This window comes from Streptomyces synnematoformans (assembly GCF_039531005.1).
GTDB classification, from domain to species: Bacteria; Actinomycetota; Actinomycetes; order Streptomycetales; family Streptomycetaceae; genus Streptomyces; species Streptomyces synnematoformans.
Genome location: NZ_BAAAPF010000017.1, coordinates 22,154 through 48,796, shown reverse-complemented (window position 1 = coordinate 48,796; position 26,643 = coordinate 22,154). Strand labels below are relative to the sequence as shown.

Here is a 26,643-nt window from a genome sequence, read left to right as displayed (position 1 = left end):
ACGACCAGGCGCTGAGGGCCGCGCGCCGGGCCCGGCCGCTGCGCCCCCGCACCGAGCACCGCGCCGCGCGCCCCCGTCACCGCGCCTCGGCGCCCCGCGCGCAGTCGATCGCCTATCCGAATTGTCCGTTTTTTCATCACTAATTCGTGATCATTGCCTAAAGCCTTTCGGGGCTCCTGCCGAAGACGTGAGAGACCTTCCGTACGCGACACGGAACGTCCCGGCTCTTCCAGCCGGCCCCGTCCCCGCACCACCGTCTGGAGGGACCTGGTGTCTGTTCTCCTGGAGCAACCCACAAGCCTGGTCGCCTACCGCCCCAACAAGCCGACGGCCATGGTCGTCGTGGCCGACCCCCGCGTACGCTCGACGGTCACCCGCCACCTGTGGGCGCTGGGCGTGCGCGACGTGATCGAGGCGTCGTCCATCGCGGAGGCCCGTCCCCGGATCGCCAACCCCCGCGACATCTGCGTCGCCGACGTCCACCTGCCCGACGGCTCCGGCCTCACGCTGCTCTCCGAGGCGCGCTCCGCGGGCTGGCCCAACGGCCTCGCGCTCTCCGCCGCCGACGACATCGGCGCCGTACGCAACGCCCTCGCGGGCGGCGTCCGCGGCTACGTCGTCACCGGCACCCGCACCAGCATGGGCCTGCCGACCCGCCCGAACGCCGCCCACATCGGCGCCGCCGCCGGCCGGATGCAGCACCACCGCCGCCCGCCGGGCGCCCCGGGCGCCGGCGGCAACTCCGGCCCGCCCGGACACCCCGGCGGCTACCGCGAGCTGTCCGGGCGCGAGGTCGAGGTGCTGCGGCTGGTTGCGGAGGGCCAGTCGAACAAGGCCATCGGCGTCTCGATGGGCCTGTCCGCGCTGACCGTCAAGAGCCACCTCGCCCGCATCGCGCGCAAGCTCGGCACCGGCGACCGTGCCGGCATGGTGGCGGTGGCGCTGCGCACCGGCATCATCCACTGACCCGGCCGCCGGGCGAGCCCGGGCACGGACCGGCCCGGGTCCGGGCCCGCCCCGGCGGCCACGCGACGCCCGTCGGCGTAACGTTCCGTCGACGGGCGCTGCCGCGCCCGACTCACAGATACCCTTGTCACGTGACCGACGCCCAAGAGACCGCAGCAGAGGACAGACTTCCCGCACCCGGAGCACCGACCTCCGGTTCGGCGCCGGTCCCCCTTCTCGACCCCCGCGAGGGCATTCCCCCCGTCACCGCGGACGTCGACGGGCTCGCCGCGATCGTCCGCACCTTCGCCGCGGGCAGCGGCCCGGTCGCCATCGACGCGGAGCGCGCCAGCGGCTACCGCTACGGGCAGCGGGCCTACCTCGTGCAGCTGCGCCGGGAGGGCGCGGGCACCGCGCTCGTCGACCCCGTGGCCTGCCCGGACCTGTCCGGCCTCGCGGCGGCGATCGGCGGTGCTGAATGGGTTCTGCACGCCGCCACCCAGGATCTGCCGTGCCTCGCCGAGATAGGCATGCGCCCGGGCACGCTGTTCGACACCGAGCTGGCCGGCCGGCTCGCCGGCTTCCCCCGGGTCGGCCTCGGCGCGATGGTCGAGAACGTCCTCGGCTACGCGCTGGAGAAGGGCCACTCCGCCGTCGACTGGTCGACCCGGCCGCTGCCCGAGCCGTGGCTGCGCTACGCCGCGCTCGACGTCGAGCTGCTCGTGGACCTCCGGGACGCGCTCGCCGAGGAGCTGACCGCGCAGGGGAAGCTGGGGTGGGCCGTGTAGGCGTGCGCGGCGGTCGCCGCGGCGCCGCCGCCGGAGCCCCGCCGGGACCCCTGGCGGCGCACGTCGGGCATGCACAAGGTGCGGCGCCGGCGCCAGCTCGGCACCGTACGGGAGCTGTGGACGGCCCGGGACCGCATCGCGCAGCGGCGCGACATCTCGCCGGGCAAGGTGCTCGCGGACACCGCCATCGTGGAGGCGGCGCTGGCCATGCCGACGTCGACGCGGGCGCTGGCCGCGCTGCCCGGCTTCGGGCACCGCATGGGCCGGCGGCAGCTGGAGCAGTGGCTCGCCGCGGTGGAGCGCGCCCGCGCGCTGCCGGAGTCCGAGCTGCCGCAGCCGGGGCTGCCGCTGAACGGCCCGCCGCCCCCGCGGGCGTGGGCGGACAAGGACCCGGCCGCGGCGGCGCGGCTGTCGGCGGAGCGGGCGGGGGTGACGGCGCGCGCGGAGGAGCTGGGCCTGCCGCAGGAGAACCTGATCGCGCCGGACACGGTGCGCCGCATCTGCTGGGAGCCGCCGAAGGAGCCCACCGCGGAGGCGGTGGCGGCGGCCCTGGCCCACCACGGCGCCCGCCCCTGGCAGATCGAACAGGTCACGCCCCTCCTCACGGCGGCGGTCGGCGACTGAGCGCGGTAGGCGGCCCGGCGGTGCCGCCCGGAGGCCGGCCCCGCCCGCCGACACCGCCGCGCGCCCCGCACGCCTGCGCAGCCGTGGCGCACCGCGGCGTCCCGCACCGCCTCCTCGGTGCCCCGCCACCGGTGCCGGACGGCAACACCCCGTATCCGGGTATGGCCCGCCCGGCGAGGGCACTGTGACGCACGCCTTCCGGCGGGCCCCTGGGCACGTTCTGTTACCCACGAGTAGCATGGGTGCCACAGCCGCGCCGCCCTCACGGCGCCGGCACCACGAGAACCCGCACCCCCTCCGGAGGAGAGCCCGTGCCTCGTACCGCAAGGGACGTCGTCTTCGTCGACGGCGTCCGGACCCCGTTCGGCAAGGCGGGCCCGAAGGGCATCTACCACGAGACCCGCGCCGACGACCTCGTCGTCAAGTGCATCCGCGAGCTGCTGCGCCGCAACCCCGCCCTCGACCCCGCCACCGTCGACGACGTGGCCGTCGCCGCCACCACCCAGATCGGCGACCAGGGCCTGACCATCGGCCGCACCGCCGGCATCCTCGCCGGCCTGCCGGCCACCGTGCCCGGGTACTCCATCGACCGGATGTGCGCCGGCGCCATGACCGCCGTGACCACGACCGCCGCCTCCACCGCCTTCGGCGCGTACGACATCGCCGTCGCCGGCGGCGTCGAGCACATGGGCCGGCACCCGATGGGCGAGGCCGTGGACCCCAACCCGCGGTTCGTCTCGGAGAAGCTCGTCGACGAGTCCGCGATGTTCATGGGCATGACCGCGGAGAACCTGCACGACCGCTTCCCGCACCTGACCAGGGCCCGCGCCGACGAGTACGCGGTGCACTCGCAGGAGAAGGCCGCCAAGGCGTACGCGAACGGGCAGATCCAGGCCGACCTGGTGCCCGTCTCCGTCCGCCGCACCGCTGCACCTGACAGCGGCTCCGCCGCGGGGTCGGCCGGCGAGACCGGCTGGGGCCTGGCCACCCGGGACGAGCCGATGCGCCCCGGCACCACGCTGGCGGACCTCGCGACGCTGAAGACCCCCTTCCGCGCCCACGGCCGGGTCACCGCCGGGAACGCCGCCGGGCTCAACGACGGCGCCACCGCCTCGCTCGTCGCCGCCGAGGACGTGGCGCGGGCCGCCGGGCTGCCGGTGAAGATGCGGCTCGTGTCCTTCGCCTTCGCCGGTGTGGAGCCCGAGGTCATGGGCATCGGCCCGGTGCCGTCCACCGAGAAGGCGCTCGCCAAGGCGGGCCTGGGCATCTCCGACATCGGCCTGTTCGAGATCAACGAGGCCTTCGCCGTGCAGGTGCTCGCGTTCCTCGACCACTTCGGCATCGCCGACGACGACGCCCGCGTCAACCGCTACGGCGGCGCCATCGCCTTCGGCCACCCGCTTGCCTCCTCCGGCGTGCGGCTGATGACGCAGCTGGCGCGGCAGTTCGAGGAGCAGCCGCAGGTGCGGTACGGCATCACCACCATGTGCGTCGGCTTCGGCATGGGCGGCACGGTCATCTGGGAGAACCCGCACTTCGAGGGGGCAGGCAAGTGAGCAGCAGCACCGTGGAACTTCTCAAGGGCGCCGCCGAGCTGTTTCCCGACGAGGTCGTCACGCAGGCGCACGTACGCCACCTCGACCTGCCCGGCGGCGCGGGCCGGTTCGCGCTGATCACCCTCGACAACGGCTTCGACCACACCAAGCCGACCACCTTCGGCCCGCAGTCGCTCGCGCACCTCGACGCGGCGCTCGACCAGGTCGAGCAGGAGGCCGCGGCCGGCGAGATCGCCGGCGTCGGCGTCACCGGCAAGCCGTTCATCTTCGCCGTCGGCGCCGACCTCAAGGGCGTCGAGCTGCTCAAGGCGCGTGACGAGGCGCTGGCCATCGGCCGGGGCGGGCACGAGGTGTTCAAGCGGCTGTCCGGCCTGGCCGTGCCGACGTTCGCGTACTACAACGGCGCCGCGATGGGCGGCGGCGTCGAGATCGGCCTGCACTGCACGTACCGCACCGTCTCCCGCGCCGTGCCGGCGTTCTCGCTGCCGGAGGTCTTCCTCGGGCTGGTGCCCGGCTGGGGCGGCTGCACGCTGCTGCCGAACCTGATCGGCGCGGACCGCGCGGTCACCGTCGTGATCGAGAACTCCCTCAACCAGAACCGGCAGCTCAAGGGCAAGCAGGTCCACGACCTGGGCATCGCCGACGCGATCTTCGAGGGCGCCGACTTCCTGGAGCAGTCCCTCGGCTGGACCGCCGCGGTGCTGAAGGGCGAGCTGGAGGTCGTACGCCCGGACATCGACCGCAGCGAGGCGTGGGACGCCGCGATCGAGCGCGGCCGCGCCGTCGCCGACGACAAGGTGCACGGCGCCGCCCCGGCGGCGTACCGCGCGCTGGACATCATGGCGGCGGCGAAGAACGGCGACCTGCGGCAGGGCTTCGCGGCCGAGGACGAGGCGCTGGCCGACCTGATCATGGGCGGCGAGCTGCGGGCCGGGATCTACGCCTTCGACCTCGTCCAGCGGCGCGCCAAGCGGCCCGCCGGGGCGCCGGACAAGAGCCTCGCCCGGCCGGTCACGAAGGTCGGCGTCGTCGGCGCCGGGCTGATGGCGTCGCAGCTGGCGCTGCTGTTCGCCCGCCGCCTCGAAGTGCCGGTCGTGCTCACGGACATCGACCAGGAGCGGATCGACAAGGGTGTGGCCTGGGTCCACGAGCAGATCGACATGCTGCTGCTGAAGGGCCGGCTGCACCAGGACGCGGCCAACCGGCTGAAGGCGCTGGTCACCGGCTCGCTGGACAAGGCTGCGGCGTTCGCCGACGCCGACTTCGTCATCGAGGCGGTCTTCGAGGAACTCTCCCTCAAGCAGCGGATCTTCGCCGAGCTGGAGGAGGTCGTCCCGGCGGAGGCGATCCTCGCGACGAACACCTCGTCCCTGTCGGTCACCGAGATGGCGGCGGGGCTCACGCACCCCGAGCGGGTCGTGGGCTTCCACTTCTTCAACCCGGTGGCGGTGCTTCCGCTGCTGGAGATCGTACGGGCCGAGCGCACCGACGACGCCTCGCTGGCCACGGCCTTCGCCGTCGCCAAGAAGCTCAAGAAGTCGGCCGTGCTGGTCAAGGATGCTCCGGCGTTCGTGGTCAACCGGATTCTGACCCGCTTCATGGGTGAGGTGCTGGGGGCTGTGGACGAGGGTACGCCGGTGGAGGTCGCGGACCGGGCGCTGGCGCCGCTGGGCCTGCCGATGTCGCCGATCGTGCTGCTGGACCTGGTCGGCCCCGCGGTCGCCCATCATGTCGCGGGCACCCTCGCGGCGGCGTTCCCGGACCGCTTCACGCCGTCGGCGAACCTGGGCCGGGTCGTGGAGGCGGGCAAGCGGACGCTGTACGTCCACGACTCCGGCAAGCCGGAGCTGGACCCGGAGGTGGCGGCGCTGTTCGAGGTCGGCGACACGGTGCTCACCGAGGAGCAGGTGCGCGACCGGGCGCTGGACGCCATCGCGCAGGAGATCCGGCTGATGCTGGACGAGGGCGTCGTGGCCGAGGCGCAGGACGTCGACCTGTGCCTGATCACCGGCGCGGGCTGGCCGTTCCACCTGGGCGGTATCACGCCGTACCTGGACCGGGCGGGCGTGAGCGAGCGCGTGACGGGCCGGCGGTTCCTTCAGCCGGGCGTGGCGAGCGTTCCGGCCCCGTAGCCCGGGCCCCTCGTCCGGCGCGACGCACACGCGCGCACCCCGTGCCCCGGCCCCCGCGGCCCGGGGCACGGGTGCGCCGTACGCCGTGGGAGGCTGGGCGGCATGGACGCACCCCTGCCCCTGCTCGTCGTGGACGCCGCCAACGTCGTCGGGTCCGTGCCGGACGGCTGGTGGCGCGACCGGCGCGGGGCGGCGGAGCGGCTGCGCGACGGGCTCGTGCCGTACGCGCAGACGGGCGTGGCGGGGCTGCCGGGGCCGGTGGAGGTGGTGCTCGTCGTAGAGGGCGCCGCCCGCGGCGTGCCACAGGTGCCGGGGGTACGGGTCGTCGCGGCGGACGGCAGCGGGGACGACCGGATCGTGGGAGTCGTCGCGGCCGCGGTGGAGCAGGAGCCGGAGCGGCGCGTGCTCGTGGTCACCGCAGACCGGGCCCTGCGCCAGCGCGTCCACCACCACGGCGCCGCCACCACGGGCCCACGCACCGTCCGGCCGTAGGGCCACGTCTCCCCGGCGCACGATAACGCCGGGGTCAGGTGTCAGACGGGGGGTGCGTCCGCGGTCCGTCCGCCGCCTGCTAGCGGCGCGGCTTGATCGCGGTCAGGTCGAGGTCGAGCGGAAAGGGGTCCGCGACCTTGAGTCGCTCGTGGAAGATGCCGATCGGGGTGTACGCGCCGGTGGCGGGCTCCAGCTCGAAGACGTACGCCACGGCCCGGCCCTGGTTGCTCTCCACCCGCCAGTAGTGCTTGATACCGGCACGCGCGTACTTGAGCGGCTTGGTCTCGCGGTCGCGGGAGAGGGACTCGGGGGAGACCACCTCGACGGCCAGCTGCACGGTGTCGGCGGGGAAGCGGGTCTGTTCCGGATCCTCCACCACGTCGCCGCGGACGACGATCACGTCCGGCTCGGGCCGGTTCTGCCGGTCGATGTCGATGGTGAACTCGCGGATGACCTCCAGGTCCGGCGGCGCCGCGGCTTCGATCTGCGCTTTGAAGAAGTCAACGGCTCGGGTGTGGAAGAGGGACTGCGGACTCACGAAGACGAGGCTCCCGTCGATCAGCTCCGTGTGCGGAGGCAGATTCGGGAGCCGGTCCAGGTCATCAGCGGTGTAGCCGTCGGTGGGCGGCATCGGCCAGTGCGGGGACGGCTCGGTCTCCTCGGGCGTGACGCTCATTAGTGCTCCCATGCGACGTATTCTCGCCGGTCTGTTCAGCGTATCGGCCGGAAACCCGCACCGGCCACCCGCACGTGTGAGCGACCGCCGTACGGTTGACGGCCGCCCCGGGCCTCAGTCCCCCGCGATCTCCACGGCCTCCGCGTCCTCGCCCGCGCGCCGGTCGAGCCCGGCCACCAGGCCGGTGACCTGCCGGGCGATGTCCGGCGCCGTCAGGCCGATGTCCGCCAGCACCTCCTTGCGGGAGGCGTGGTCGAGGAACCGCTCCGGGATGCCGAAGTCGCGCAGCGGGATGTCGACGCCCGCGTCGCGCAGCGCCTGCGCGACGGCGGAGCCGACGCCGCCGGTGCGGATGTTGTCCTCGACGGTGACGACCACGCGGTGCCCCGCGGCGAGCGCGGGCAGCTCCGCGTCGACGGGCTTGACCCAGCGCGGGTCGACGACGGTCGTCGTGATGCCCTGCTTGTCGAGCAGGCCGGCGACCTCCAGGCACATCGGTGCCAGCGCGCCGACGGAGACCAGGAGCACGTCGGGGCGCTCCGCGCCCTCGGCGCCGCCGGCCGGCTCGTGGAGCACGTCCATGCCGCCGACCCGGCCCACCGCGGGGACCGCGGGGCCGACGGCGCCCTTCGAGTAGCGCACGACGGTGGGCGCGTCGTCGACGGCGACGGCCTCGCGCAGCTGGGCGCGCACCTGGTCGGCGTCGCGCGGGGCGGCGATCCTGAGGCCCGGGACGACCTGGAGGATCGACATGTCCCACATGCCGTTGTGGGAGGCGCCGTCGCTGCCGGTGACGCCGGCCCGGTCCAGGACGAACGTGACCCCGCAGCGGTGCAGCGCGACGTCCATCAGCACCTGGTCGAAGGCGCGGTTGAGGAACGTGGCGTAGACGGCGAAGACCGGGTGCAGCCCGCCGGTGGCCAGGCCCGCGGCGGAGACCGCGGCGTGCTGCTCGGCGATGCCCACGTCGTAGACCCGGTCGGGGAAGGCCTCGGCGAACTTCTGCAGGCCCACGGGGCGCATCATCGCGGCCGTGATCCCCACCACGTCGTCGCGCTCGCGGCCGATCCGCACCATCTCGTCGGCGAAGACGGAGGTCCAGTCGGCGCCGCCGGCGGCGACGGGCAGCCCGGTGTCCGGGTGGATGACGCCGACCTGGTGGAACTGGTCGGCCTCGTCCTGGCGGGCGGGGAGGTAGCCGCGGCCCTTCTCGGTGAGGCAGTGCACGATGACGGGCCCGCCGAAGCGCCGGGCGCGCTGCAGCGCGGACTCGACGGCGGCGATGTCGTGCCCGTCGATGGGGCCGACGTACTTCAGCCCCAGGTCCTCGAACATGCCCTGCGGCGCGATGAAGTCCTTCAGGCCCTTCTTGGCGCCGTGCAGGGTCTCGTACAGCGGCTTGCCCACCACCGGCGTGCGGTCCAGCAGCTCCTTGCCGCGGGCGAGGAAGCGCTCGTAGCCGTCGGTCGTGCGCAGGGTGGCGAGGTGGTCGGCGAGGCCGCCGATGGTGGGGGCGTACGAGCGCTCGTTGTCGTTGACGACGATGACCAGCGGGCGGTCCTGGGCCGCGGCGATGTTGTTCAGCGCCTCCCAGGCCATGCCGCCGGTCAGCGCCCCGTCGCCGATGACGGCGACGACGGCGCGGTCCGCGTGCTCCCCGCCGCGCACCTCGTTGGCCTTGGCCAGGCCGTCGGCCCAGCCCAGCACGGTGGAGGCGTGGCTGTTCTCGATCACGTCGTGCTCGGACTCGGCCCGGGAGGGGTAGCCGGACAGGCCGCCCTTCTGCTTGAGCCGCGCGAAGTCCTGCCGGCCGGTGAGCAGCTTGTGCACGTACGACTGGTGGCCGGTGTCCCACAGCACCCGGTCGCGGGGCGAGTCGAAGACCCGGTGCAGCGCGATGCTCAGCTCCACCACGCCGAGGTTGGGGCCGAGGTGGCCGCCGGTGCGGGCGACGGACTCGACGAGGAAGGTGCGGATCTCCGCGGCAAGCCGCTCCAGCTGCTCGGGACCGAGCCGGTCGAGGTCGCGCGGTCCGTTGATACGGGTCAGCAGTGCCACCCGTGCCTCCTTGCTGTCGCAGCCTGCCTTCGGGCCGTACGGCCCCGGACGCACGGCCACGCGGACGTGTCCGGCCCGGAGCGTCCGGTCGAGTCTAATATTCCCGGGGTCCGGACGCTGATCCGACAGTGCGATGTGTGCCACAGGACCGCAACAGCTGCGCCCCCGTACCGGGGCCGGTACGGGGGCGCGGCGGTCGGCGGGCGGGCGCGGTCAGGCGCGTCCGGCCGTCTTCTGGGTGCGGCGGGAGACGGAGTCGATGACGACCGCCGCCAGCAGCACCGAACCGGTGATCATGTACTGCACCGGCGAGTCGATGCCCTTGAGCGCCAGGCCGGACTGGATGGACATGATGACGAGCACGCCGAGCAGCGCGGACCAGCTGCTGCCCCGGCCGCCGTAGAGGCTGGTGCCGCCGATGACGGCCGCCGCGATGGCGTTCATCAGCAGCGTGCCGCCGCCCGCGCTCTGGTTGGCGGCGGCGATGTTGGAGGCCATGAACAGGCCGCCGACCCCGGCGAGGGTACCGGAGACGGCGAAGACCGCGATGCGCATGAGGTCGACGTTGATGCCCGCGCGGCGGCTGGCCTCGACGCTGCCGCCGAGGGCGAAGACCCGCCGGCCGAAGCCGGTGCGGCGGAGCACGAAGTCCGCGCCGGCGACCACGACGAGGAAGATCAGCAGCGCCAGCGGCAGGCCCTTGTACTGGTTCAGCACGTACGCCGGGACGAACGCGAGCACCGCGAGCACGGCCGTGCGCATGATGATCTCGCTCATCGGCCGCGACGGCACCCCGGCCGCCGCGCGCCGCCGCGCCCCGACGTACGCGGCTGCGAAGTAGCCGCCGACGGCGACCGCCGCGAGCCCGTAGGCGGCGGCGACGTCGGTGAAGTAGTACGTGGTGAGCTTGACGACCACGCCGTCGTAGTCGAGGTTGATGGTGCCGGAGCCGCCCAGTATGTAGAGCATCAGGCCCTGCCAGCCGAGCAGGCCGGCGAGGGTCACGACGAGCGGCGGGACGCCGATCCGGGCGAAGAAGAAGCCGTGGAAGGCGCCGGTCGCGGTGCCGACGAGGATGGCGAGGATGATCGCCGGGACTTCGGGCATCCCCTCCTGGACGGCAAGCACGCCGAACACCGCGCCGGCGAGCCCGCTGACGGAGCCGATCGACAGGTCGATCTCGCCGAGCAGCAGCACGAAGATGATGCCGACGGCCATCAGCCCGGGCCCGGCGATGTCGATGGAGATGTTCGACAGGTTCTGCGCGGACAGGAAGGCGTCGTCCATGGCCTGGAAGATCGCCATGATGACGATCAGGCCGACGATGACCGGGACGGAGCCCAGCTCGCCCCCGCGCATGCGGCGCTTGAACTCGGTCAGATAGCCGGCGAAGCCCTCCTCGCGGACGAGCAGCCGGGGGTCGACGGGGGTGCCGTCGTCCTTCGCCGCGTCCGCCGGGACGTCGCCGGGGGTGGTGGACTTCGCGAGGCCGGGCTTCGCGGAGTCGGACTTCTCGATCCGCTCGGTGCTCACTGGTCTTCCTCCGCACTGGCGCGCGCCGTCCGGCGCGTCACGGCGTTGTCCGTGGCGCCCGTGATGGCGGCGACGATCTCTTCCTGCGTCGTGGTCGCGACGTCGAAGACGCCGTTGTTGCGGCCGAGGCGCAGCACGGCGACCCGGTCGGCGACGGCCTTGACGTCCGCCATGTTGTGGCTGATCAGCAGCACGGCGTGGTCGCGCTCGCGCAGCCGCTCGACGAGGTCGAGCACCTGGGCGGTCTGCTCGACGCCGAGGGCGGCCGTGGGCTCGTCGAGGATGACGAGCCGGGGTTCGCCGAGGAGCGAGCGGGCGATGGCCACGGTCTGCCGCTGGCCGCCGGAGAGGGAGGCGGTGGGGATGCGGACGCTGGGGATGCGGATGGACAGGGTGGTGAGCAGCTCGCGGGAGCGGCGCTCCATCTCGACCTCGTCCAGGACGCCGGCGGTGCGGATCTCCCGGCCGAGGAAGAGGTTGCCGACGACGTCGAGGTTGTCGCAGAGCGCGAGGTCCTGGTAGACGGTCGCGATGCCCAGGTCCTGGGCGTCGTGCGGCTTGTGGATGCGAACGGGGCGGCCGCCCCACTCGATGGTGCCGTCGTCGATGGCGTGGACGCCGGCGACGGTCTTGACGAGAGTGGACTTTCCGGCGCCGTTGTCGCCGACGAGGGCGACCACTTCACCGGCGCGGACCTCGAGATCGACGTCGGTGAGTGCCTGGACGGCACCGAACCGCTTCGAGATCCCGCGCAACGCCAGCACGGGCGTAGCGGACACGTGAACCATCTCCTACAGAGGGATAGGCGTGGGCAAGATGAGGGCCCGGGTGCCCGGGGCCCCGCCGGCAGCGGGAGTTGGGGTGGCGGGACCCCGGGCACGCGGGTGGCTTGGCACCGGCTCGGCCGTGCCGCGGTTCTGCGGCTCGGCAGCACCGCGGCAGCGGCTCAGCGGCTCAGCTGTTCAGCCGCTCACTGCAGGCCGATGTCCTTGCAGGCGGCGGCGAACTTGCCGGAGCAGATGTCCTCGATCTTCCACAGGCCGTCCTTGACGACGGTCTCCTTGATGTTGTCCTGGGTCAGCGCGATCGGGTCGATGAGCACGGCGGGCACGCCCTGCTCGGACTCGCTGTCCACGGTGCTGGTGGCGACGGAGTCGATCTTCTCGCCGCGGGCCAGCTTGACCGCCATCTCGGCCGCGGCGTCCGCCTCCGGCTTGTACGGCTTGTACACGCTCATGTACTGCTCACCGGTGACGATGCGCTGCACGCCGGCCAGCTCCGCGTCCTGGCCGGTGACCGGGGGAAGCGGGTCGAAGTCGGCGGCCTTCAGGGCGGTGATGGCGCCGCCCGCCATGCCGTCGTTGGCGGCGTAGACACCGATGATCTTGTCCTTGCCGACCGAGGAGATGGCGCCCTTCATGTCGGAGTTGGCGTTCGACGGCTTCCACTCCTTGACGTCGTACTCCCTGCCGACGTTCACCTCGCCGTCGAGGACGGAGTGCGCGCCCTCCTTGAACATGGCGGCGTTCGGGTCGGTGACGGAGCCGTTGAGCATGACGATCTGGCCGTCCTTGGCGTCGTCGCCGAGCGCCTCCAGCAGCGCCTCGCCCTGGACCTGGCCGACCTTGTTGTTGTCGAACGAGGTGTAGCCGCTGATCGGCCCCTCGGCGAGGCGGTCGTACGCGATGACGGGGATGCCGGCGTCGTCGGCGGCCCGGACGCCGGACTGGATGGACTTGGCGTCCACGGCGTCCAGGATGAGGGCGTCGACATCCTGCGTGATCATGGTGTCGACCTGCTGCTGCTGGGTCGTCGCGTTCTGCTTGGCGTTGTTGTAGATGACCTCGGTGCCGGGGGCCAGCTCCTTGATCTTCTTCTCGATGAGCGGCCGGTCGAAGTCCTCGTAACGCGCGGTCTCCTCATCCGGCAGGAGGAGACCTATCGTCAACGGCCCGTCGTTCTTCTTCTTGCTCCCGCTGTCGGAGTCGTTGTCGGCCTCATCGGCGCTGCCACAGGCCGCGATGCCGACGGTCATGGATACGGCGGCCAGTGCGACTGCCGCACGGCGCAGATAGGTGTGCACGGTCCAAACCTCCCTGACGTGGCCGCGCCGTCGCGGCCGAGGTGCCAGGTAGTCAACTCGCCCGTAACCATGTCGTCAAGAAGTAAATGCTTAACGAGACGGAAACGATCCGCTGGTTTCTCTACGTGAACTCAGCACTACGTGAGAACGGGGGTGGGGGCCGCCGCGGCGCCGTCAAGGATCGAACGGTCGCCCATCTCGCTCAGCACCAGCGCCAGTGCCCCGAGCACCTCGGCACGGCTGCCGAGCGCCCCGGAGGCCAGGTCCAGCTGGCGGGCCGCGCTGGGAATGGCGTAGCGCCCGACGGACTCCCCTATGGGGTGCAGGATCAGCTCCCCCGCCTCGGCGAGGTCGCCGCCGAGCACGACCCGGCTGGGATTGAGCAGGTTGCACAGGCTCGCCACGCCGCTGCCGATGTGCCGCCCGACGTCCGCGATCACCCGGCGGCAGCCGGGGTCGCCGTCGCGGGCCAGCTGCACCATGCGCTCCACGGTCAGCCCGGGGCCGTGGCTGGCCTCCAGCAGGCCGAGGACGTAGCGGCCGGCGGTGAAGGTCTCCAGGCACCCGCGGTTCCCGCAGCGGCAGACGGGACCGGACTCGTCCAGGGTGATGTGCCCTATCTCGCCGGCCGTCCCGCCCGGGCCGCGGTAGAGCTGCCCGTTGATCACCAGCCCGGCGCCGACGCCGCTGGCCACCTTGATGTACGCCACGTCCTTGGCGCCCCGGCCGCTGCCCCAGACCAGCTCGCCGAGCGCGCCGAGGTTCGCGTCGTTGTCCACGTACACGGGCACGCCGAGGCGGGACTGGAGGTCGTCGCGCGGGTTCGTGCCGGTCCAGCCCGGCAGGATGGCGGTGGAGCCCAGCACACCGGTCTCGGTGTCTATCGGCCCCGGCACCCCCAGCCCCACCCCGACGACCTTGTCCGCGGGCACGTCCGTGGCCCCCACGAGGCGCGCCACCAGCGTCTGCGCCCGGTCCAGCCCCTGGGTGGCGGACGCGTCCACGTCGATCGGCTCGGACTCCTCGGCGAGCACCTGGTGCGCCAGGTTCCCCACGGCCACCCGCAGGTGCGTGTGCCCGAAGTCCACGCCGACGACGATCCCCGCGTCCCCGCTGAGCGACACCGCCCGGGCCCGCCGCCCGCCGGCGGAGGTCGGCGTGACGCTGACCGTCCCGCTCTCCTGCAGCTCGCGGACGATGTTGGAGACCGTGGCGGCGGACAGCCCGGTGCTCCGCGCGATCTGCGCCTGCGTGAGCGAACCGGACAGTCGCACGGCGCGCACGACGCGCTCAAGGTTTGCCCGGTGCAGCGAGGACTGCGAGCCCGGAGTCTCCACGGCCATCCACTCCTGGTTCGGCGGGCGACACGACGGCCCCCCACCTCCCGGACCACGCCTGTGGGGCCCGGATCGCCTACAACTTGTGAAGTCTAGGCTCGACGGCCATGGTTACCGCCGTCAAGACCTTGACGGCGTGACTATTCCGTAACCCGCAAACGTCCACGGTACCGAGCCACCCCGGCCGGGCGCCCGAACGGGCCGCGGGCCAGGAGCGATTACTTCACCGCGCCGGCGGTGAGGCCCGCCTGGACCTGGCGCTGGAAGATGGCGTAGACGATCAGGATCGGCAGCGCCGCCATCATCAGGCCCGCGAACAGACGGCCGTAGTCGGCGCGGTAGCCCGCCTGGGCGAAGAGGAAGCCGATGCCCTGGGTGAGGACGTAGTCGTTCTCGTCGCCCTGGTTGAGGGCGAAGGGCAGGACGTACTGGTTCCAGTGGCCGAGGAAGTTGAAGATGCCGACGCTGATCAGGCCCGGCCTGGCCATGGGCAGCATCACCTGGAAGAAGATCCGCGAGTGTGAGGCACCGTCGATCTCCGCGGCCTCGGCGACCGACGAGGGCAGCGTGCGGAAGAACGTGGTCATGAAGAAGATCGTGAAGGGCATCGAGTAGGCGATGTAGACCATGATCAGGCCGTGCCGGGTGTCCAGCAGCGACAGGTTCTTCATGACGAAGAACAGCGGCACGAGCGCCATCACCACGGGGAAGGCCATGCCGCCGACGAAGGTGAAGTAGATGATCCGGCTGCCGCGGAAGTCGAAGCGGGCCAGCACGTAGGCCGCCATCGAGCCGAACAGCATCGTGAGCGGCACGGAGAAGATCACGATGACGAACGAGTTCAGCGTGTAGCGGCCGATGTTCGCCTTCGACCACGCGTTGGACCAGTTCTCCCAGTGCAGGCTGTCCGGCAGCCCCCACGGGCTCGCCAGGATGTCCGCGGACGGCTTGAAGGCCGTCATCAGCGCCCAGAGCAGCGGCCCGGCGGCCAGCACCGCCCACAGGATGAGGAAGCCGTGCGAGAAGACGTTGAGCACGGTGCCCTCGATGCTCCGCTCCGGCTTGAGCAGCGGCGAGTCCGTCTTCTTCGTCTTCGGGTCCTCCGTCGTGGACGGTCCGTCGGCCCGGGGGGTACCCGTGGGTTCCGCAGTGGTCATGAAGTGCTCTCCCGGGTCGCGCTCAGTATTCGATGCGGTCGCGGCGGCGGCCGACGGACAGGGCGGCCACGGCGAGGAGCATGGTGAGGATGAAGAGGCAGACGCCCATCGCGGCGCCGCGGCCCGCCTGCGCCTGGGTGAAGCCGGTCTGCCAGAGGTAGACGCCGAGCACCTGGGTGGAGTCGTCGGGGCCGCCGGGTCCGATGGTGATGATGTTGACCACGGCGAAGGACTCCGCGCCCAGCGCCATGATGCCCATGTAGACCCAGCCGGTCTGCACCGTGTCGCGGATCAGCGGCAGCGTGATGCTGAAGAACGTCCTGGCCCGGCCGGCGCCGTCCAGCAGCGCCGACTCGTTGATCTCCTTGGGGATCTGCCCGATGGCGGCGGAGAAGAGCACGACGAAGAAGCCGACCATCGCCCAGCACATGACGATCATCACGGCGAACAGCGCGAAGCGCCGCTCCCCCAGCCAGCCGTTCTCCGGCGACAGCGAGGCCGGCAGGATGGCTTCGAGCACGCCGATCCCGGGCGTGAAGATGTAGCCCCAGAGGGCGGCGATGACCGCGATGGAGAGCGCCTGCGGGAAGAAGTAGAGGATCTTGTACGCCTTGGCGCCCGCGACCCCCGTCACCGCCTCGCCCTTCCGGCCGCGGCCACCGACGTTGATCATGAAGGCGAAGAACAGGCCCAGGCTCAACGTGACCAGCGGTACGGCGAGGGCCAGGATGAGGTTGTTCCGCACGGCGGCCCAGAACCGCTCGTCGTCCATGAGCCGGGTGAAGTTGTCGAACCCGACCACGTTGAAGTCGCTGCTGAGGCCGGACCAGTCGGTGAACGAGTAGTAGAAGGTCTGGACGAACGGCGAGATGACGAACACCGCGTACAGCCCGAACGGGATCGCCAGGAACCCGAAGACGAACCGGTACTTGACGTAGGTCCGGTACCGGGGCGAGGACCGGAAGCCCCCCGCGCCCGCCTTCGGCGATCCGGCGGATCGCCTCGCTGTCCTGGTCACGGCAGGGTCGTCGACCTTCATCCCGCCCGCTCCGTCCCGCTCGCTCACCGACTGGACTCGCCGCTCAGTGCTTGTACTTCGCGATGCTGTCGTCCTTGGCGGCGTCGTCGGCGATCTGCTGGATCTTGTTGACCGCCTCGCCCGGGCTCGCATCGCCCTTCATCATGTCGCCGAGGACGAAGACGACGTGCTCGCGCCAGGTCGTCGGGTACCAGTCGGGGAACCGGGGGTTGAGGAAGTTCTCGCCGGCCGCGTCCATGAGCCCGATCGCGCTCGTCAGGCCGGTGCCGAACTGCAGTCCCTCCTCCGAGCCCTCGACACACGCCAGCGAGGAGACCAGCTTGGAGAAGCCCGCGGCGGACTTCTTGGTGAGCATGTGGCGCAGGAACTCCAGCCCGCCGTTGACGTTCTTCGCCTTCGCCGGAACGATGTACGGCTCGCCGGCCTGGGCCCAGATCGTCTCGAACGGCATGGCGTCCGAGCCGTCCAGGTTCGGCGACGGGGAGACGGTCATCTGGAAGTCGGGGGGTGTGGTGTCCTTCGACTCGTTCTCCACCCAGGAGCCGTTGGGGATGAACAGGGCTTTGCCCTCGGTCCACTTGGTCTGCGACTCGGTGTGCTTCCAGCCGCCGGAGCCCTTGAGGATGTAGCCCTTGGCGTGGAGCTCGTAGTGCGCCTCCAGGACGCTCTTGACCGAGTCGTGCTTCCAGGCGTTGGGTTCGAGGTTGTCGATCGCGTCGAGCACCTCGGCGCCGCCGACCTTGCCGATCATCGGCAGCATGCTGAAGCCCAGGTACTGGGGGTAGACGCCGGTGTACGTCCAGCCGGCGATGCCCTCCTTCTTCGCCTCCGCGCAGACCGCGAGCATGTCGTCCCAGGTCGTGGGGTACTCCCAGCCGTGGTCGTCGAGCATCTTCTGCGAGTACCAGATGCCGAACACGGAGTACGCGATGTTCATCCGGTAGCACTTCTCGTCCCCGTACTGACCCATCTCGACGGTGCCGGGGCGCAAGGTGTCCGCGACGGTCTTCGACGGGTCGTCGATGGACGGCGCGTTCAGCAGCGGCGTCATGTCCGCGAGCTGCCCCTGGCCGATCAGCGCGGGCACGTCCATGGCCTCGTCGCCCGAGTTGTTGATCACGTCGGGCGGGTCGCCCGCGGCCATCCGGCCCTGCACCTTGGACTGGATCTTGACCGTCGAGCCGGTCTTGACCTTGGCGTACTTCTTCTCGTAGGCGGCGACGTCGTCCTCGACGTACTGCGTGCCGAAGCCGCCGTCGAAGATCAGCAGTTCCAGCGGGGCGTTCTTGTCGACACCCAGCGGGTTCTTCTCCGTCTTCTCGCCCTTGGCGCCCCCGTCGTTGTCGTCGTCACCACCGCTCGCGCACGCCGACAGGGCACCGATGGTGGGTACGGAGATCAAGCCGAGCGCCATGGCCCGCTTGACGAGATCGCGGCGGCCGACTTCCGAGGTGGATCCCATGCTCAAGTCCTCACTTTCTCCAGGACTCAGGCGGTGCACCGGGTCCCCGACGCCATGTGCCGGCGGTTGGAGGGGCCGATTACCGCGGTCGGTGATACGTGAGTGGTTCTGGGTCGTACCCCGGGAAGCCAGGGGGAGCCGCCGGGTGCGGACAGGTATAGTCCACTCGCCACCGTCCGAGCAAGATCAAATACAAGGTTCGTCGAGAGTCTTTCTCGACTTGAGACCTGGGTGGACCGGCACCGAGAAGGGCCGCGCCACCCGGATCCCGGGGGTGGCGCGGCCCTCAGTGGTACACCCAGAGGTCTAGTCCAATAGCCCTCTATCGGACCACGGTCTGGATCTCCTTCACGGTGACCGGTATGTCGTTTGCCGACTGCCCGTCCGGCAGCGCCGTCGTCGGGGTGCCCGCCGGGTCGGCGGACGGGTTCCAGGCGACCTCCCACGTGAGCAACGCCTGGAGGTCGTACGTGCCCTCGCCGCTCGACTTCCGGTACGTGATGTTGCAGGCGGCGTCCTCGGTGTCCACCGTGTAGCCGCCGCCGGCGGCCACCAGCTCGTACGAGCACTCCGCCGGGTCGGCGTGGGCGCTGTCCGCCGACAGGGTGAGCCGGCTGGGGGTGGCCACGGTGGTCGCGGCGAGCTGGACCCCCAGATAGTCGATGCTGGCGGTCACCCACGCCGGCTCCAGGTCCTGGCCGAAGCTCGCGAGCGTCTCCAGGTTCACGATCTGCCGGTCGGCGCCGGGCTTCAGGTCGACCGGCGGCGCCGGGAGCTTGATCCGCTCGTAGGCGAACATGGCCAGCATCTCGGCGTCGAAGACCTCGACGTCAGGCGGCTGCGGGAAGTCCGGGCCGATGAACTGGTACGGCTCGTACTCCTGGGCGCAGCTGAGGTCCTCCCTGTCGAGGTCGACGGTCAGTTCCCACCAGGCACCTTCATCCCCTTTGTGGTATTTCCCGTCCGTTTCGTTGAAATACTGCTCGTACAGGTCGGCGCCCGCGCTGCCGTCGTAGTTGTGGGCGCGCAGGTACTCCTCGAAATCCTTCGGCTTGTACGCCGGCTCGTACCAGCACGTCGGCGCCGGCCAGTTGGCGCCGGTAGGGGTCATGCTCGTGCCCGAGGACCCGGGATGGCTGTACGCGTACTCGACGTACGCGCTGGCCCCGCCGTCCTCGCTGCCACCGCCGCCGTAGTCCGCCGCCGCCGGCGCGACGCCGAGGCCCGTCGCCACCACGAGCCCGGCGGCCACCACGCTCGCTCTCCGCAGTCTCAGAGCTGACACTCGGGGGCTCCCCTCTCGGACTGGTCGAAGGTCATCTGCCAGACCCCCTCGTCCGACTTCTCCATCAGCGCCGTGTAGCGCACGAAGCTCTCGGCGCTGGGCTCGGTCCGGTCGACCTCACCGCTGTCGACGTCCTTGTTGAACGCCTTTCGCTGGTCCTCGCAGTACGTCACCGAGGCCACGCCCTTGTCCCGCAGTTCGACCTCGCGGTCGTAGAAGCGGGTCGCGCCCGTCACGGTCCGGCCTTCGGCCTTGAAGGACTCGACGGTGTCGGTGGAGTTGATGAACGCGTCGCCGACGACGTAGTCGGCCAGCACCGGCAGTTCGGGGTCGAGCTTGGCGAGGGCCAGCAGGTTGGCCCGTACCGCGTAGCCGTGGTCGCGCAGGACCGCGTCCTTGGTCCCGTCCCCCGTGGTGTCGGCGTCGACCTCGACCTTCAGGTCCGCGGGGAAGTCGAACTCCGGCGCGTCCGCGGCCGGTTCCGCGTCCTCCGGCGCCGAGGACTGCTCCGTGGGGTCCCGCTTCGCACCCACGATCTTGTCCGGGTCCTCGTCTCCCGAGTCCCCGCAGGACGTCAGCAGCAACGCCACGCCCAGCACCGCGGCGGCGCCCCCGCGCCAGCGTGAGGTGGTCATCGTGCGGCAACCCCCAATGTCGTGCACAGTACGAAGTCAAGTGCACGGAGCCTAACGAGGCGTGCTGGCCGGAAGAAAGCGGTACGGGGGCATTCGCACAGCCCTGTTACGCGGCGGCGACAACGGGGCGCCGGAAAACCCCGCGCCCTCCCGGGGGAGGGCGCGGGGGTCGGAAGGCGGGGTGGGTCAGTCGCGGATCAGGGAGCGTAGGACGTACTGGAGGATGCCGCCGTTGCGGTAGTAGTCCGCCTCGCCCGGGGTGTCGATGCGGACCACCGCGTCGAACTCGACGCCGGTGTCCGTGGTCACCTTCACCGTCTCCGGGACGGTGCCGTCGTTCAGGGCGGTGACGCCGGTGAGGGTGAAGGTCTCCTCGCCGGTCAGGCCCAGGGACTGCGCCGAGGCGCCGGCGGGGAACTGCAGCGGCAGCACGCCCATGCCGATGAGGTTGGAGCGGTGGATGCGCTCGTACGACTCGGCGACGACCGCCCGGACGCCGAGCAGCGCGGTGCCCTTGGCCGCCCAGTCGCGCGACGAGCCGGAGCCGTACTCCTTGCCGGCCAGGACGACGAGCGGGGTGCCGGCCGCGGCGTAGTTCTGGGCGGCGTCGTAGATGAAGGAGACGGGGGCGTCCGGCAGGGTGAAGTCGCGGGTGTAGCCGCCCTCGGTGCCCGGGGCGATCTGGTTGCGCAGCCGGATGTTGGCGAAGGTGCCGCGGATCATGACCTCGTGGTTGCCGCGGCGGGAGCCGTAGCTGTTGAAGTCGCGGCGGGTCACGCCGTGCTCGGTGAGGTACTTGCCGGCCGGGGTGTCGGCCTTGATGGCGCCGGCCGGGGAGATGTGGTCGGTGGTGACCGAGTCGCCGAGGAGGGCCAGCACGCGGGCGCCCGCGATGTCCTCGACCGGGGCCGGGTCCATGCGCATGCCGTCGAAGTACGGGGGCTTGCGCACGTAGGTGGAGTCGCCGTCCCAGGCGAAGGTGTCGCCCGTCGGGATCGGCAGCGCCTGCCACTGCGCGTCGCCCGCGAAGACGTCCTGGTACGACTCGGTGAACATCTCCTCGCCGATCGCGGCGGCGACGACCTGCTCGACCTCCAGCTCGCTCGGCCAGATGTCCTGGAGGTAGACCGGCCGGCCCTCCTTGTCCGTGCCCAGCGGGTCGCGGGTGATGTCCACCTTCATCGAGCCGGCGAGGGCGTACGCGACGACCAGCGGGGGCGACGCCAGGTAGTTCATCTTGACGTCGGGGTTGATCCGGCCCTCGAAGTTGCGGTTGCCGGAGAGCACCGCGGTGACGGCCAGGTCGTGCTCGTTGACGGCCTTGGAGATCTCCTCCGGCAGCGGGCCGGAGTTGCCGATGCAGGTGGTGCAGCCGTAGCCGACGAGGTTGAAGCCGAGCTTCTCCAGGTACGGGGTGAGGCCGGCCCGGTCGTAGTAGTCCATGACGACCTTGGAGCCCGGCGCCAGCGTGGTCTTCACCCACGGCTTGCGGGCGAGGCCCTTCTCCACCGCCTTCTTCGCCAGCAGCGCCGCGCCGACCATGACGGACGGGTTGGAGGTGTTGGTGCAGGAGGTGATGGCGGCGACGGTGACGGCGCCGTGGTCGATCTCGTACGTGCTGCCGTCGGGGGCGGTCACCGGGGTGACGCGGGTCGGTACCCCGTTGGATGACGCGGGTGCGTCGGAGGCCGGGAAGGACTCCTTGCCGGGCTCGTCGTCGTCGTCGACGTAGTTGCGCACGTCGAGCCGGAACTGCTCGGCGGCCTTCGACAGCTCGATGCGGTCCTGCGGGCGCTTCGGCCCGGCGAGGGACGGCACGACCGTGGCGAGGTCCAGCTCCAGGTACTCGGAGTACTCCGGCTCGTGCGCCCCCCCTTCCTCGTTCGAGGCGGAGTGCCACAGGCCCTGGGCCTTGGCGTACTCCTCGACGAGCGCGAGCTGCTGCTCGTCGCGGCCGGTGAGCTTCAGGTACGTGAGGGTCTCGGCGTCGATCGGGAAGATCGCGGCGGTGGAGCCGAACTCCGGCGACATGTTGCCGATGGTCGCCCGGTTGGCCAGCGGGATCTGGGCGACGCCGGCGCCGTAGAACTCGACGAACTTGCCGACGACGCCGTGCTTGCGCAGCATCTCGGTGATGGTCAGCACCAGGTCGGTGGCGGTGGTGCCGGTGGGCAGCTCGCCGGTGAGCTTGAAGCCGACGACGCGCGGGATGAGCATCGAGACGGGCTGGCCGAGCATCGCCGCCTCGGCCTCGATGCCGCCGACGCCCCAGCCGAGCACGCCGAGGCCGTTGACCATGGTGGTGTGGCTGTCGGTGCCGACGAGGGTGTCGGGGTACGCCTTGCCGTCGCGGACCATGACGACGCGGGCCAGGTGCTCGATGTTCACCTGGTGCACGATGCCGGTGCCGGGCGGGACGACCTTGAACTCGTCGAAGGCGGTCTGGCCCCAGCGCAGGAACTGGTAGCGCTCGCGGTTGCGGCCGTACTCCAGCTCCACGTTGACCTGGAAGGAGTCCGGGGTGCCGAACTTGTCGGCGATCACGGAGTGGTCGATGACCAGCTCGGCCGGGGCCAGCGGGTTGATGCGGGCGGGGTCGCCGCCCAGTTCCTTGACGGCCTCGCGCATGGTGGCGAGGTCGACGACGCAGGGGACGCCGGTGAAGTCCTGCATGATCACGCGGGCCGGCGTGAACTGGATCTCCCGGCTCGGCTGGGCCTGGGAGTCCCAGCCGCCCAGGGCCCGGATGTGGTCGGCGGTGATGTTCGCGCCGTCCTCGGTGCGGAGCAGGTTCTCCAGCAGCACCTTCAGGCTGTACGGCAGGCGGGCGGCCCCGTCGACCTTGTCCAGCCGGAAGATCTCGTACGACTCGCCGCCCACCTGCAGCGTGCTGCGGGCGTCGAAGCTGTTCGCCGACACGACAGTCTCCTTCGTCATCTTCGCGTTCCACCGCAATCCTGCCGCTACGTCCGGAGCGGGGCGACCTGAGGGTGGCACCTTCGGCAGATATCTCGATGTCGAGATAAACCCTACTCCATGGCTCCGCCGCGGCGGCCACCCGTGCCGGGTACCCGCGCAAGCGCCGCCCGAACGCGCGGACGACGGCGCAACGGGCCAGCTCAGCCGCCTGGGCCCGGCGGCTCTTGACCGGCGGGAACGGCTCGCCCGTCACGCCGGGCAGGTGCCGTCCGGGCCCTGGAACGTCCGGTACAGCCGCGGCCGGTCCGCACCCGCCGGACGGGGGTACTCGATGACCGGCACCGGCTTGCACACCGGCCAGTTGCCCTTCTCCACGTCGAAGCCGAACCGCCCGCTGGCCCCGGGCACGCAGTCGTGGCAGGGTTCGGCGCCCGTGGCCACCTTCATGTTGGTGATGGTGTTGTAGACGTCGAGCTTCGACGGCAGCCGGTCCGACCCGCCGCCCGGCGGCCGCAGGTCGTCCAGCGCGGACTCGGTGGCCCGGGCGACGACGACGAAGGCGTCGTGGTGCATGATCGCGTAGCCGTCGTCGAGCGCCTCCCCCGGCAGCCCGCTGACCTCCGCGAACTCCTGTGCGAAGGCGGCGAACCGCTCGCCGGACCCGTCGCCCGTCCGCCACGAGGGGGCGTCGGTCGCCGAGGCGCCGACCGTGACGACCCGGGCCTCGGCCATGTCGGCACGCACCTGCTGCTCCGTCAGCCCCTGCGGCAGGCCGGTCGCGACCCGCAGGATGCGGATCTCGGCGTCGACGTCGTCGCACTCCGGCTCGTCGGACAGCTGGGTGATCAGGTGCGGCAGGTCGGAGTCGCGGCCGGCGTAGAAGACGGTGTCGGCCTCCAGCCGGCAGATGCCCCGGGCGGCCGAGGAGAAGCGGTGCGGCGCGCCGCGGTAGTCGTCGCCCTGGCTGCCGACGAAGGACCGGTTGCGGTTCTCCAGCTCGTACTCGTCGCCGAACACGGCGCGCATGTTCTCGCGGGTGTTGGTGACGTAGTTGTCCTCCTTGCGGCTGTCCCAGACGAGGAAGCCGGAGGGCTCGCCGGCACGTTCACCCGGATGGTCTTCGAGGTAGGCGGCGAGGGCGGCGACCGACTCGCTGTTCGACGGCGCGGCCTTGAAGAGCTTGTCCGCGCCGATCTCCGGCGAGCTGAGCACCCCGCTGACGGCCGGGATGTCGGCGGCCGACAGCGCGTCGGCGAGGTCCTGGGTGTCCTGCTCGCTGTTGGGCAGGCCGATCGCGCCGATGAGCGGCGTGTCGGCCTCGACGGGCTCCCTCACGCCGGGCAGCTCCGCCAGCGCGTCGACCCCCGGCTGCCACTGGGACAGGTGTCTGCCGATGTTGGTCAGCAGCAGCTGGTAGTTGACGCTGCCGCGCCGGTTGGCGTCGATCTGCGCGGCGAGCACCCCGGCGAGGCTGTGCTCGACGACCTCGGGGATCATGGCGCTCGACTTCGAGGAGTTGAACGGCAGCATGAGCGCGACCCGCACGTACGGCTCCTGGCTCGTGCCCTCCGGCTCCTCCCAGAGCTCCTGCACCCGCCGGTTCTCCCGGGCCACCTTCCGCACCAGGCCCGCTATCCGCTCGTCCGGCCCGTCCGCGTCCGGCTCGAACGCCGGGGACTCGGCGGTGGCGTCGGCGACGCCGACGCACTCCTTGCCGTTCGCCGACTCCACCAGCCCGTCGCCGCACGGGTCGCCGCCGCTCAGCCGGAGCACCAGCACCACCGCGGCCGCGGTGACGGCCGCGAGGGCGAGCACCCCCAGGATCGCCTTCTCGGCCCGGCCCAGCGGACGCCGCCTAACCCATGCCATGACCTCTCCCCTCCTCGCCGCCGGCCCCGTCCCCCACGGCCGAGCCCGGCGTGCGCAGGTCCTTGAGCGCCGCCGGCCACTCCTGCGACGCGTCGTACAGCGTGCTGTTGCCCGTCGGGTGCTTCAGCGACAGGAAGTCCAGCTCCCGCCCGACCCGGCCGCGCAGGTGCGCGTCCGGTACGGACAGCGGGTCGGCGGCGAACCACACGGCGTGCAGCAGCCGGTTGACGGAGCGCTGGACGGAGTCGCCCTCGAACGTCGCGTCCCGCTCCCCCGAGGCAGTCGCCCGGGAGGCGTCGGCCCAGCCGGGGTCCGGCGGGTGCGGGGCGGTGGCGATGTGCCAGAGGTCCACCAGCCAGCGCGCCGCGGCGGCGTCGCGGAAGGTGTCGGCGAGCCACCGGGCCGCCTCGTCCGGGCGGCCCGCCGCCAGCGCGTGGCGCCGGGCGGCGGCCGGCTCGCCGCGGTCCTCGTGGTGGGCGCGCAGCAGTTCGTGCAGCTCCGGCCAGGACAGCGGCGGGTCGGTCGCGCCCGCCGGGCGGCGGCGCAGCTCGTGCACGAGCACGGCGCGCAGGAAGTCGTCGGCGACGAACGGCCGGCCGGCCTGCGGCCACTGCTCGGCGCGCAGGTGGCTGCGTACCGCCTCGACGGCGCCGGCCTGGTGGTCCCGGGTCAGATACGCGCCGGCCAGCGCCCGGGCCGCGGCGGGATCCTGCGCGACGGACAGCAGCACGAGGTACCCGCTCAGCTCCGCGTCGGGGACGAGCGCGTGGAGCATCTGCTCCGTGACGTGCTCCCCCGCCAGCCGCAGCCGCGCCAGCTCGTGCGGCTCGACGCTCGGCGGCTCCGGCGCCGCTTCGAGGGCGTCGTAGAACATGCGGCAGCCCAGCGGGCTGCCGCCGGTGAACCGGTGCACCGCGCGGGCCACCTCTTGGCGCACCCCCCACTCCGTGCCGACGCGCAGCATCGTCAGCAGCTCGTCGCGGTCGAGCGGCGGCAGCGGCAGGGTGACGAGCCCGGCGCCGGACGAACCGCGTACGGGCCGGCGCCAGCCGGCCAGCCCGGGCACGTCGGCGAAGGTGCACCGGGCGGCGCCGGCGAACCGCTCGCCCCGCGGCTCGCCGAGCGAGGTGGCGACGACGACAAGCGGGTCGGGCCGGTCGGCGGCGTCGAGGCGCCGGGCGAGCAGCAGGTCGAGCAGGTGCCCGCCGGCGGGGGTGTGGACGTTGTCGAGGAGGGCCAGCGGGCGCGGCGCGGCGTTGAGGTGCCGCCATCCGGTGTACGCGGCACGCAGGTCCTCCAGCAGCGCCTCGACCAGACAGCTCTCGGTGCGGCGGCGGATGTCGTCGCCGAGGTGGAAGGCGCGGGAGATGCCGGTGAGCACGTCGACGTCATCGCCCCGCGCCCCGGGCGGGCCGTCCACGTCCAGGTACCACCGGCGCATCGCCCGGTTCTCGCGGCGGCCCAGGTACCGGTCGGTGAAGAGCCGGACGCTCGCCGCGGCGATCGGCCCCAGGTCGTCGGTGCCCCAGCCGTCGACGAGGTCGAGCACGTCGCCGGGCCAGGCGCGGGCCCGCTCCGGGTCCTTCTCCAGCCCGCAGTCGGTGAGCAGCGCCGCGACCCGCTCGCGGGCGCACGTCTGCTCGCCGGCCTCCCCCCGGTGCCAGGCGCTGACCGCCACCAGGCCGGTGAGCAGCCGGGGGAGCCGCAGCCGGCCGAAGCCGGGGCGGTGCCCGCTCAGGCCGCGGGCCAGGTCCGTCAGCAGCTCGGCGGTGGACGAGGTGTTGGAGACCGCGGCGTCGTCGTCGGCCGTGCCCGCGCAGTCCACGACGGCGAGGGGGACGCGGTCGGCGTACGCCCCGCGCAGCTCCGCCAGCACCGCCGAGCGGCCGGCGCCGTGCCGGCCGTGGAGCACCACGGCGGGCACCTCGCCGCGCGGCTCCTGCCGTATCGTCCTGTTCCTGCTGGGGTGCAGCCCCACCATCCGGGGTACGAGTTCGGTCAGCACGGCATCACGTCCGTACAGGGTCAAGCTCCGCTTCCCTCCCGTTGCGCG

General features: G+C 71.9%; 18 protein-coding genes and 1 pseudogene. 5 read left to right on the top strand and 14 right to left on the bottom strand.

What is annotated here, in order from left to right:
• Positions 1-270: 270 nt before the first annotated feature.
• The 5 genes and pseudogenes from ABD317_RS05860 (at position 271) to ABD317_RS05840 (ending at position 6,537) form a co-directional block, all read left to right on the top strand.
• Positions 271-966 (top strand): LuxR C-terminal-related transcriptional regulator, encoded by a 696-nt coding sequence (locus ABD317_RS05860; RefSeq protein ID WP_027755635.1) that lies wholly within the window; start codon positions 271-273, stop codon positions 964-966.
• Between the two features lie 131 nt (positions 967-1,097).
• Positions 1,098-2,357 (top strand): annotated as a pseudogene (locus ABD317_RS05855) (HRDC domain-containing protein).
• Between the two features lie 311 nt (positions 2,358-2,668).
• Positions 2,669-3,913, top strand: a complete 1,245-nt coding sequence (locus ABD317_RS05850; protein WP_344288513.1) for a thiolase family protein — start codon at positions 2,669-2,671, stop codon at positions 3,911-3,913.
• Positions 3,910-6,045 carry a 3-hydroxyacyl-CoA dehydrogenase NAD-binding domain-containing protein gene (locus tag ABD317_RS05845; RefSeq protein ID WP_344288511.1) on the top strand — a complete coding sequence of 712 codons (2,136 nt, stop codon included), beginning with the start codon at positions 3,910-3,912 and terminating at the stop codon, positions 6,043-6,045. The genes ABD317_RS05850 and ABD317_RS05845 overlap by 4 nt, the downstream gene beginning before the upstream one ends.
• A 102-nt stretch (positions 6,046-6,147) precedes the next feature.
• Entirely contained in the window at positions 6,148-6,537 is a 390-nt protein-coding gene (locus tag ABD317_RS05840; RefSeq protein WP_344288509.1) for a PIN domain-containing protein, read from the top strand.
• Positions 6,538-6,616: 79 nt separating this feature from the next.
• Here ABD317_RS05840 and ABD317_RS05835 read toward each other — a convergent pair whose 3' ends face one another.
• The 14 genes from ABD317_RS05835 to ABD317_RS05770 all read right to left on the bottom strand — a co-directional run bounded on the left by ABD317_RS05835 (position 6,617) and on the right by ABD317_RS05770 (position 26,619).
• Entirely contained in the window at positions 6,617-7,213 is a 597-nt protein-coding gene (locus ABD317_RS05835; RefSeq protein ID WP_344288522.1) for a Uma2 family endonuclease, read from the bottom strand.
• Between the two features lie 114 nt (positions 7,214-7,327).
• Positions 7,328-9,271 carry a 1-deoxy-D-xylulose-5-phosphate synthase gene (dxs, locus tag ABD317_RS05830; protein ID WP_344288507.1) on the bottom strand — a complete coding sequence of 648 codons (1,944 nt, stop codon included), beginning with the start codon at positions 9,269-9,271 and terminating at the stop codon, positions 7,328-7,330.
• Positions 9,272-9,484: 213 nt separating this feature from the next.
• The gene (locus ABD317_RS05825; RefSeq protein WP_344288505.1) at positions 9,485-10,804 is read right to left on the bottom strand and encodes a sugar ABC transporter permease; all 1,320 of its coding nucleotides are present in this window, start codon (positions 10,802-10,804) and stop codon (positions 9,485-9,487) included.
• Positions 10,801-11,592 (bottom strand): ATP-binding cassette domain-containing protein, encoded by a 792-nt coding sequence (locus tag ABD317_RS05820; RefSeq protein WP_344288503.1) that lies wholly within the window; start codon positions 11,590-11,592, stop codon positions 10,801-10,803. The genes ABD317_RS05825 and ABD317_RS05820 overlap by 4 nt, the downstream gene beginning before the upstream one ends.
• A gap of 182 nt (positions 11,593-11,774) precedes the next feature.
• Positions 11,775-12,887, bottom strand: coding sequence for an ABC transporter substrate-binding protein (locus ABD317_RS05815; protein ID WP_344288501.1), 1,113 nt, complete (start codon positions 12,885-12,887; stop codon positions 11,775-11,777).
• 137 nt (positions 12,888-13,024) lie between these two features.
• Positions 13,025-14,224, bottom strand: coding sequence for an ROK family protein (locus ABD317_RS05810; protein WP_027755626.1), 1,200 nt, complete (start codon positions 14,222-14,224; stop codon positions 13,025-13,027).
• Positions 14,225-14,442: 218 nt separating this feature from the next.
• A complete protein-coding gene (locus tag ABD317_RS05805; protein ID WP_344288499.1) occupies positions 14,443-15,381 on the bottom strand; it encodes a carbohydrate ABC transporter permease in 939 nt (312 codons plus the stop codon).
• Positions 15,382-15,403: 22 nt separating this feature from the next.
• A complete protein-coding gene (locus ABD317_RS05800; RefSeq protein WP_344288519.1) occupies positions 15,404-16,399 on the bottom strand; it encodes a carbohydrate ABC transporter permease in 996 nt (331 codons plus the stop codon).
• A 64-nt stretch (positions 16,400-16,463) separates the two neighbouring features.
• Positions 16,464-17,882: an N-acetylglucosamine/diacetylchitobiose ABC transporter substrate-binding protein gene (gene ngcE / locus ABD317_RS05795; protein ID WP_344288497.1), complete on the bottom strand. Its 1,419-nt coding sequence runs from the start codon at positions 17,880-17,882 to the stop codon at positions 16,464-16,466.
• Positions 17,883-18,204: 322 nt separating this feature from the next.
• Positions 18,205-19,167 (bottom strand): hypothetical protein, encoded by a 963-nt coding sequence (locus ABD317_RS05790; RefSeq protein WP_344288495.1) that lies wholly within the window; start codon positions 19,165-19,167, stop codon positions 18,205-18,207.
• Complete coding sequence (locus ABD317_RS05785; protein WP_344288493.1) at positions 19,155-19,802, bottom strand: hypothetical protein; 648 nt, start codon at positions 19,800-19,802, stop codon at positions 19,155-19,157. The genes ABD317_RS05790 and ABD317_RS05785 overlap by 13 nt, the downstream gene beginning before the upstream one ends.
• Before the next feature lie 186 nt (positions 19,803-19,988).
• Entirely contained in the window at positions 19,989-22,721 is a 2,733-nt protein-coding gene (gene acnA, locus ABD317_RS05780; protein WP_344288517.1) for an aconitate hydratase AcnA, read from the bottom strand.
• Between the two features lie 249 nt (positions 22,722-22,970).
• The gene (locus ABD317_RS05775) at positions 22,971-24,590 is read right to left on the bottom strand and encodes a hypothetical protein (RefSeq protein WP_344288491.1); all 1,620 of its coding nucleotides are present in this window, start codon (positions 24,588-24,590) and stop codon (positions 22,971-22,973) included.
• On the bottom strand, positions 24,577-26,619 hold the full coding sequence (locus ABD317_RS05770; RefSeq protein ID WP_344288489.1) for an ATP-binding protein: 2,043 nt from the start codon (positions 26,617-26,619) through the stop codon (positions 24,577-24,579). The genes ABD317_RS05775 and ABD317_RS05770 overlap by 14 nt, the downstream gene beginning before the upstream one ends.
• Positions 26,620-26,643 lie beyond the last annotated feature (24 nt).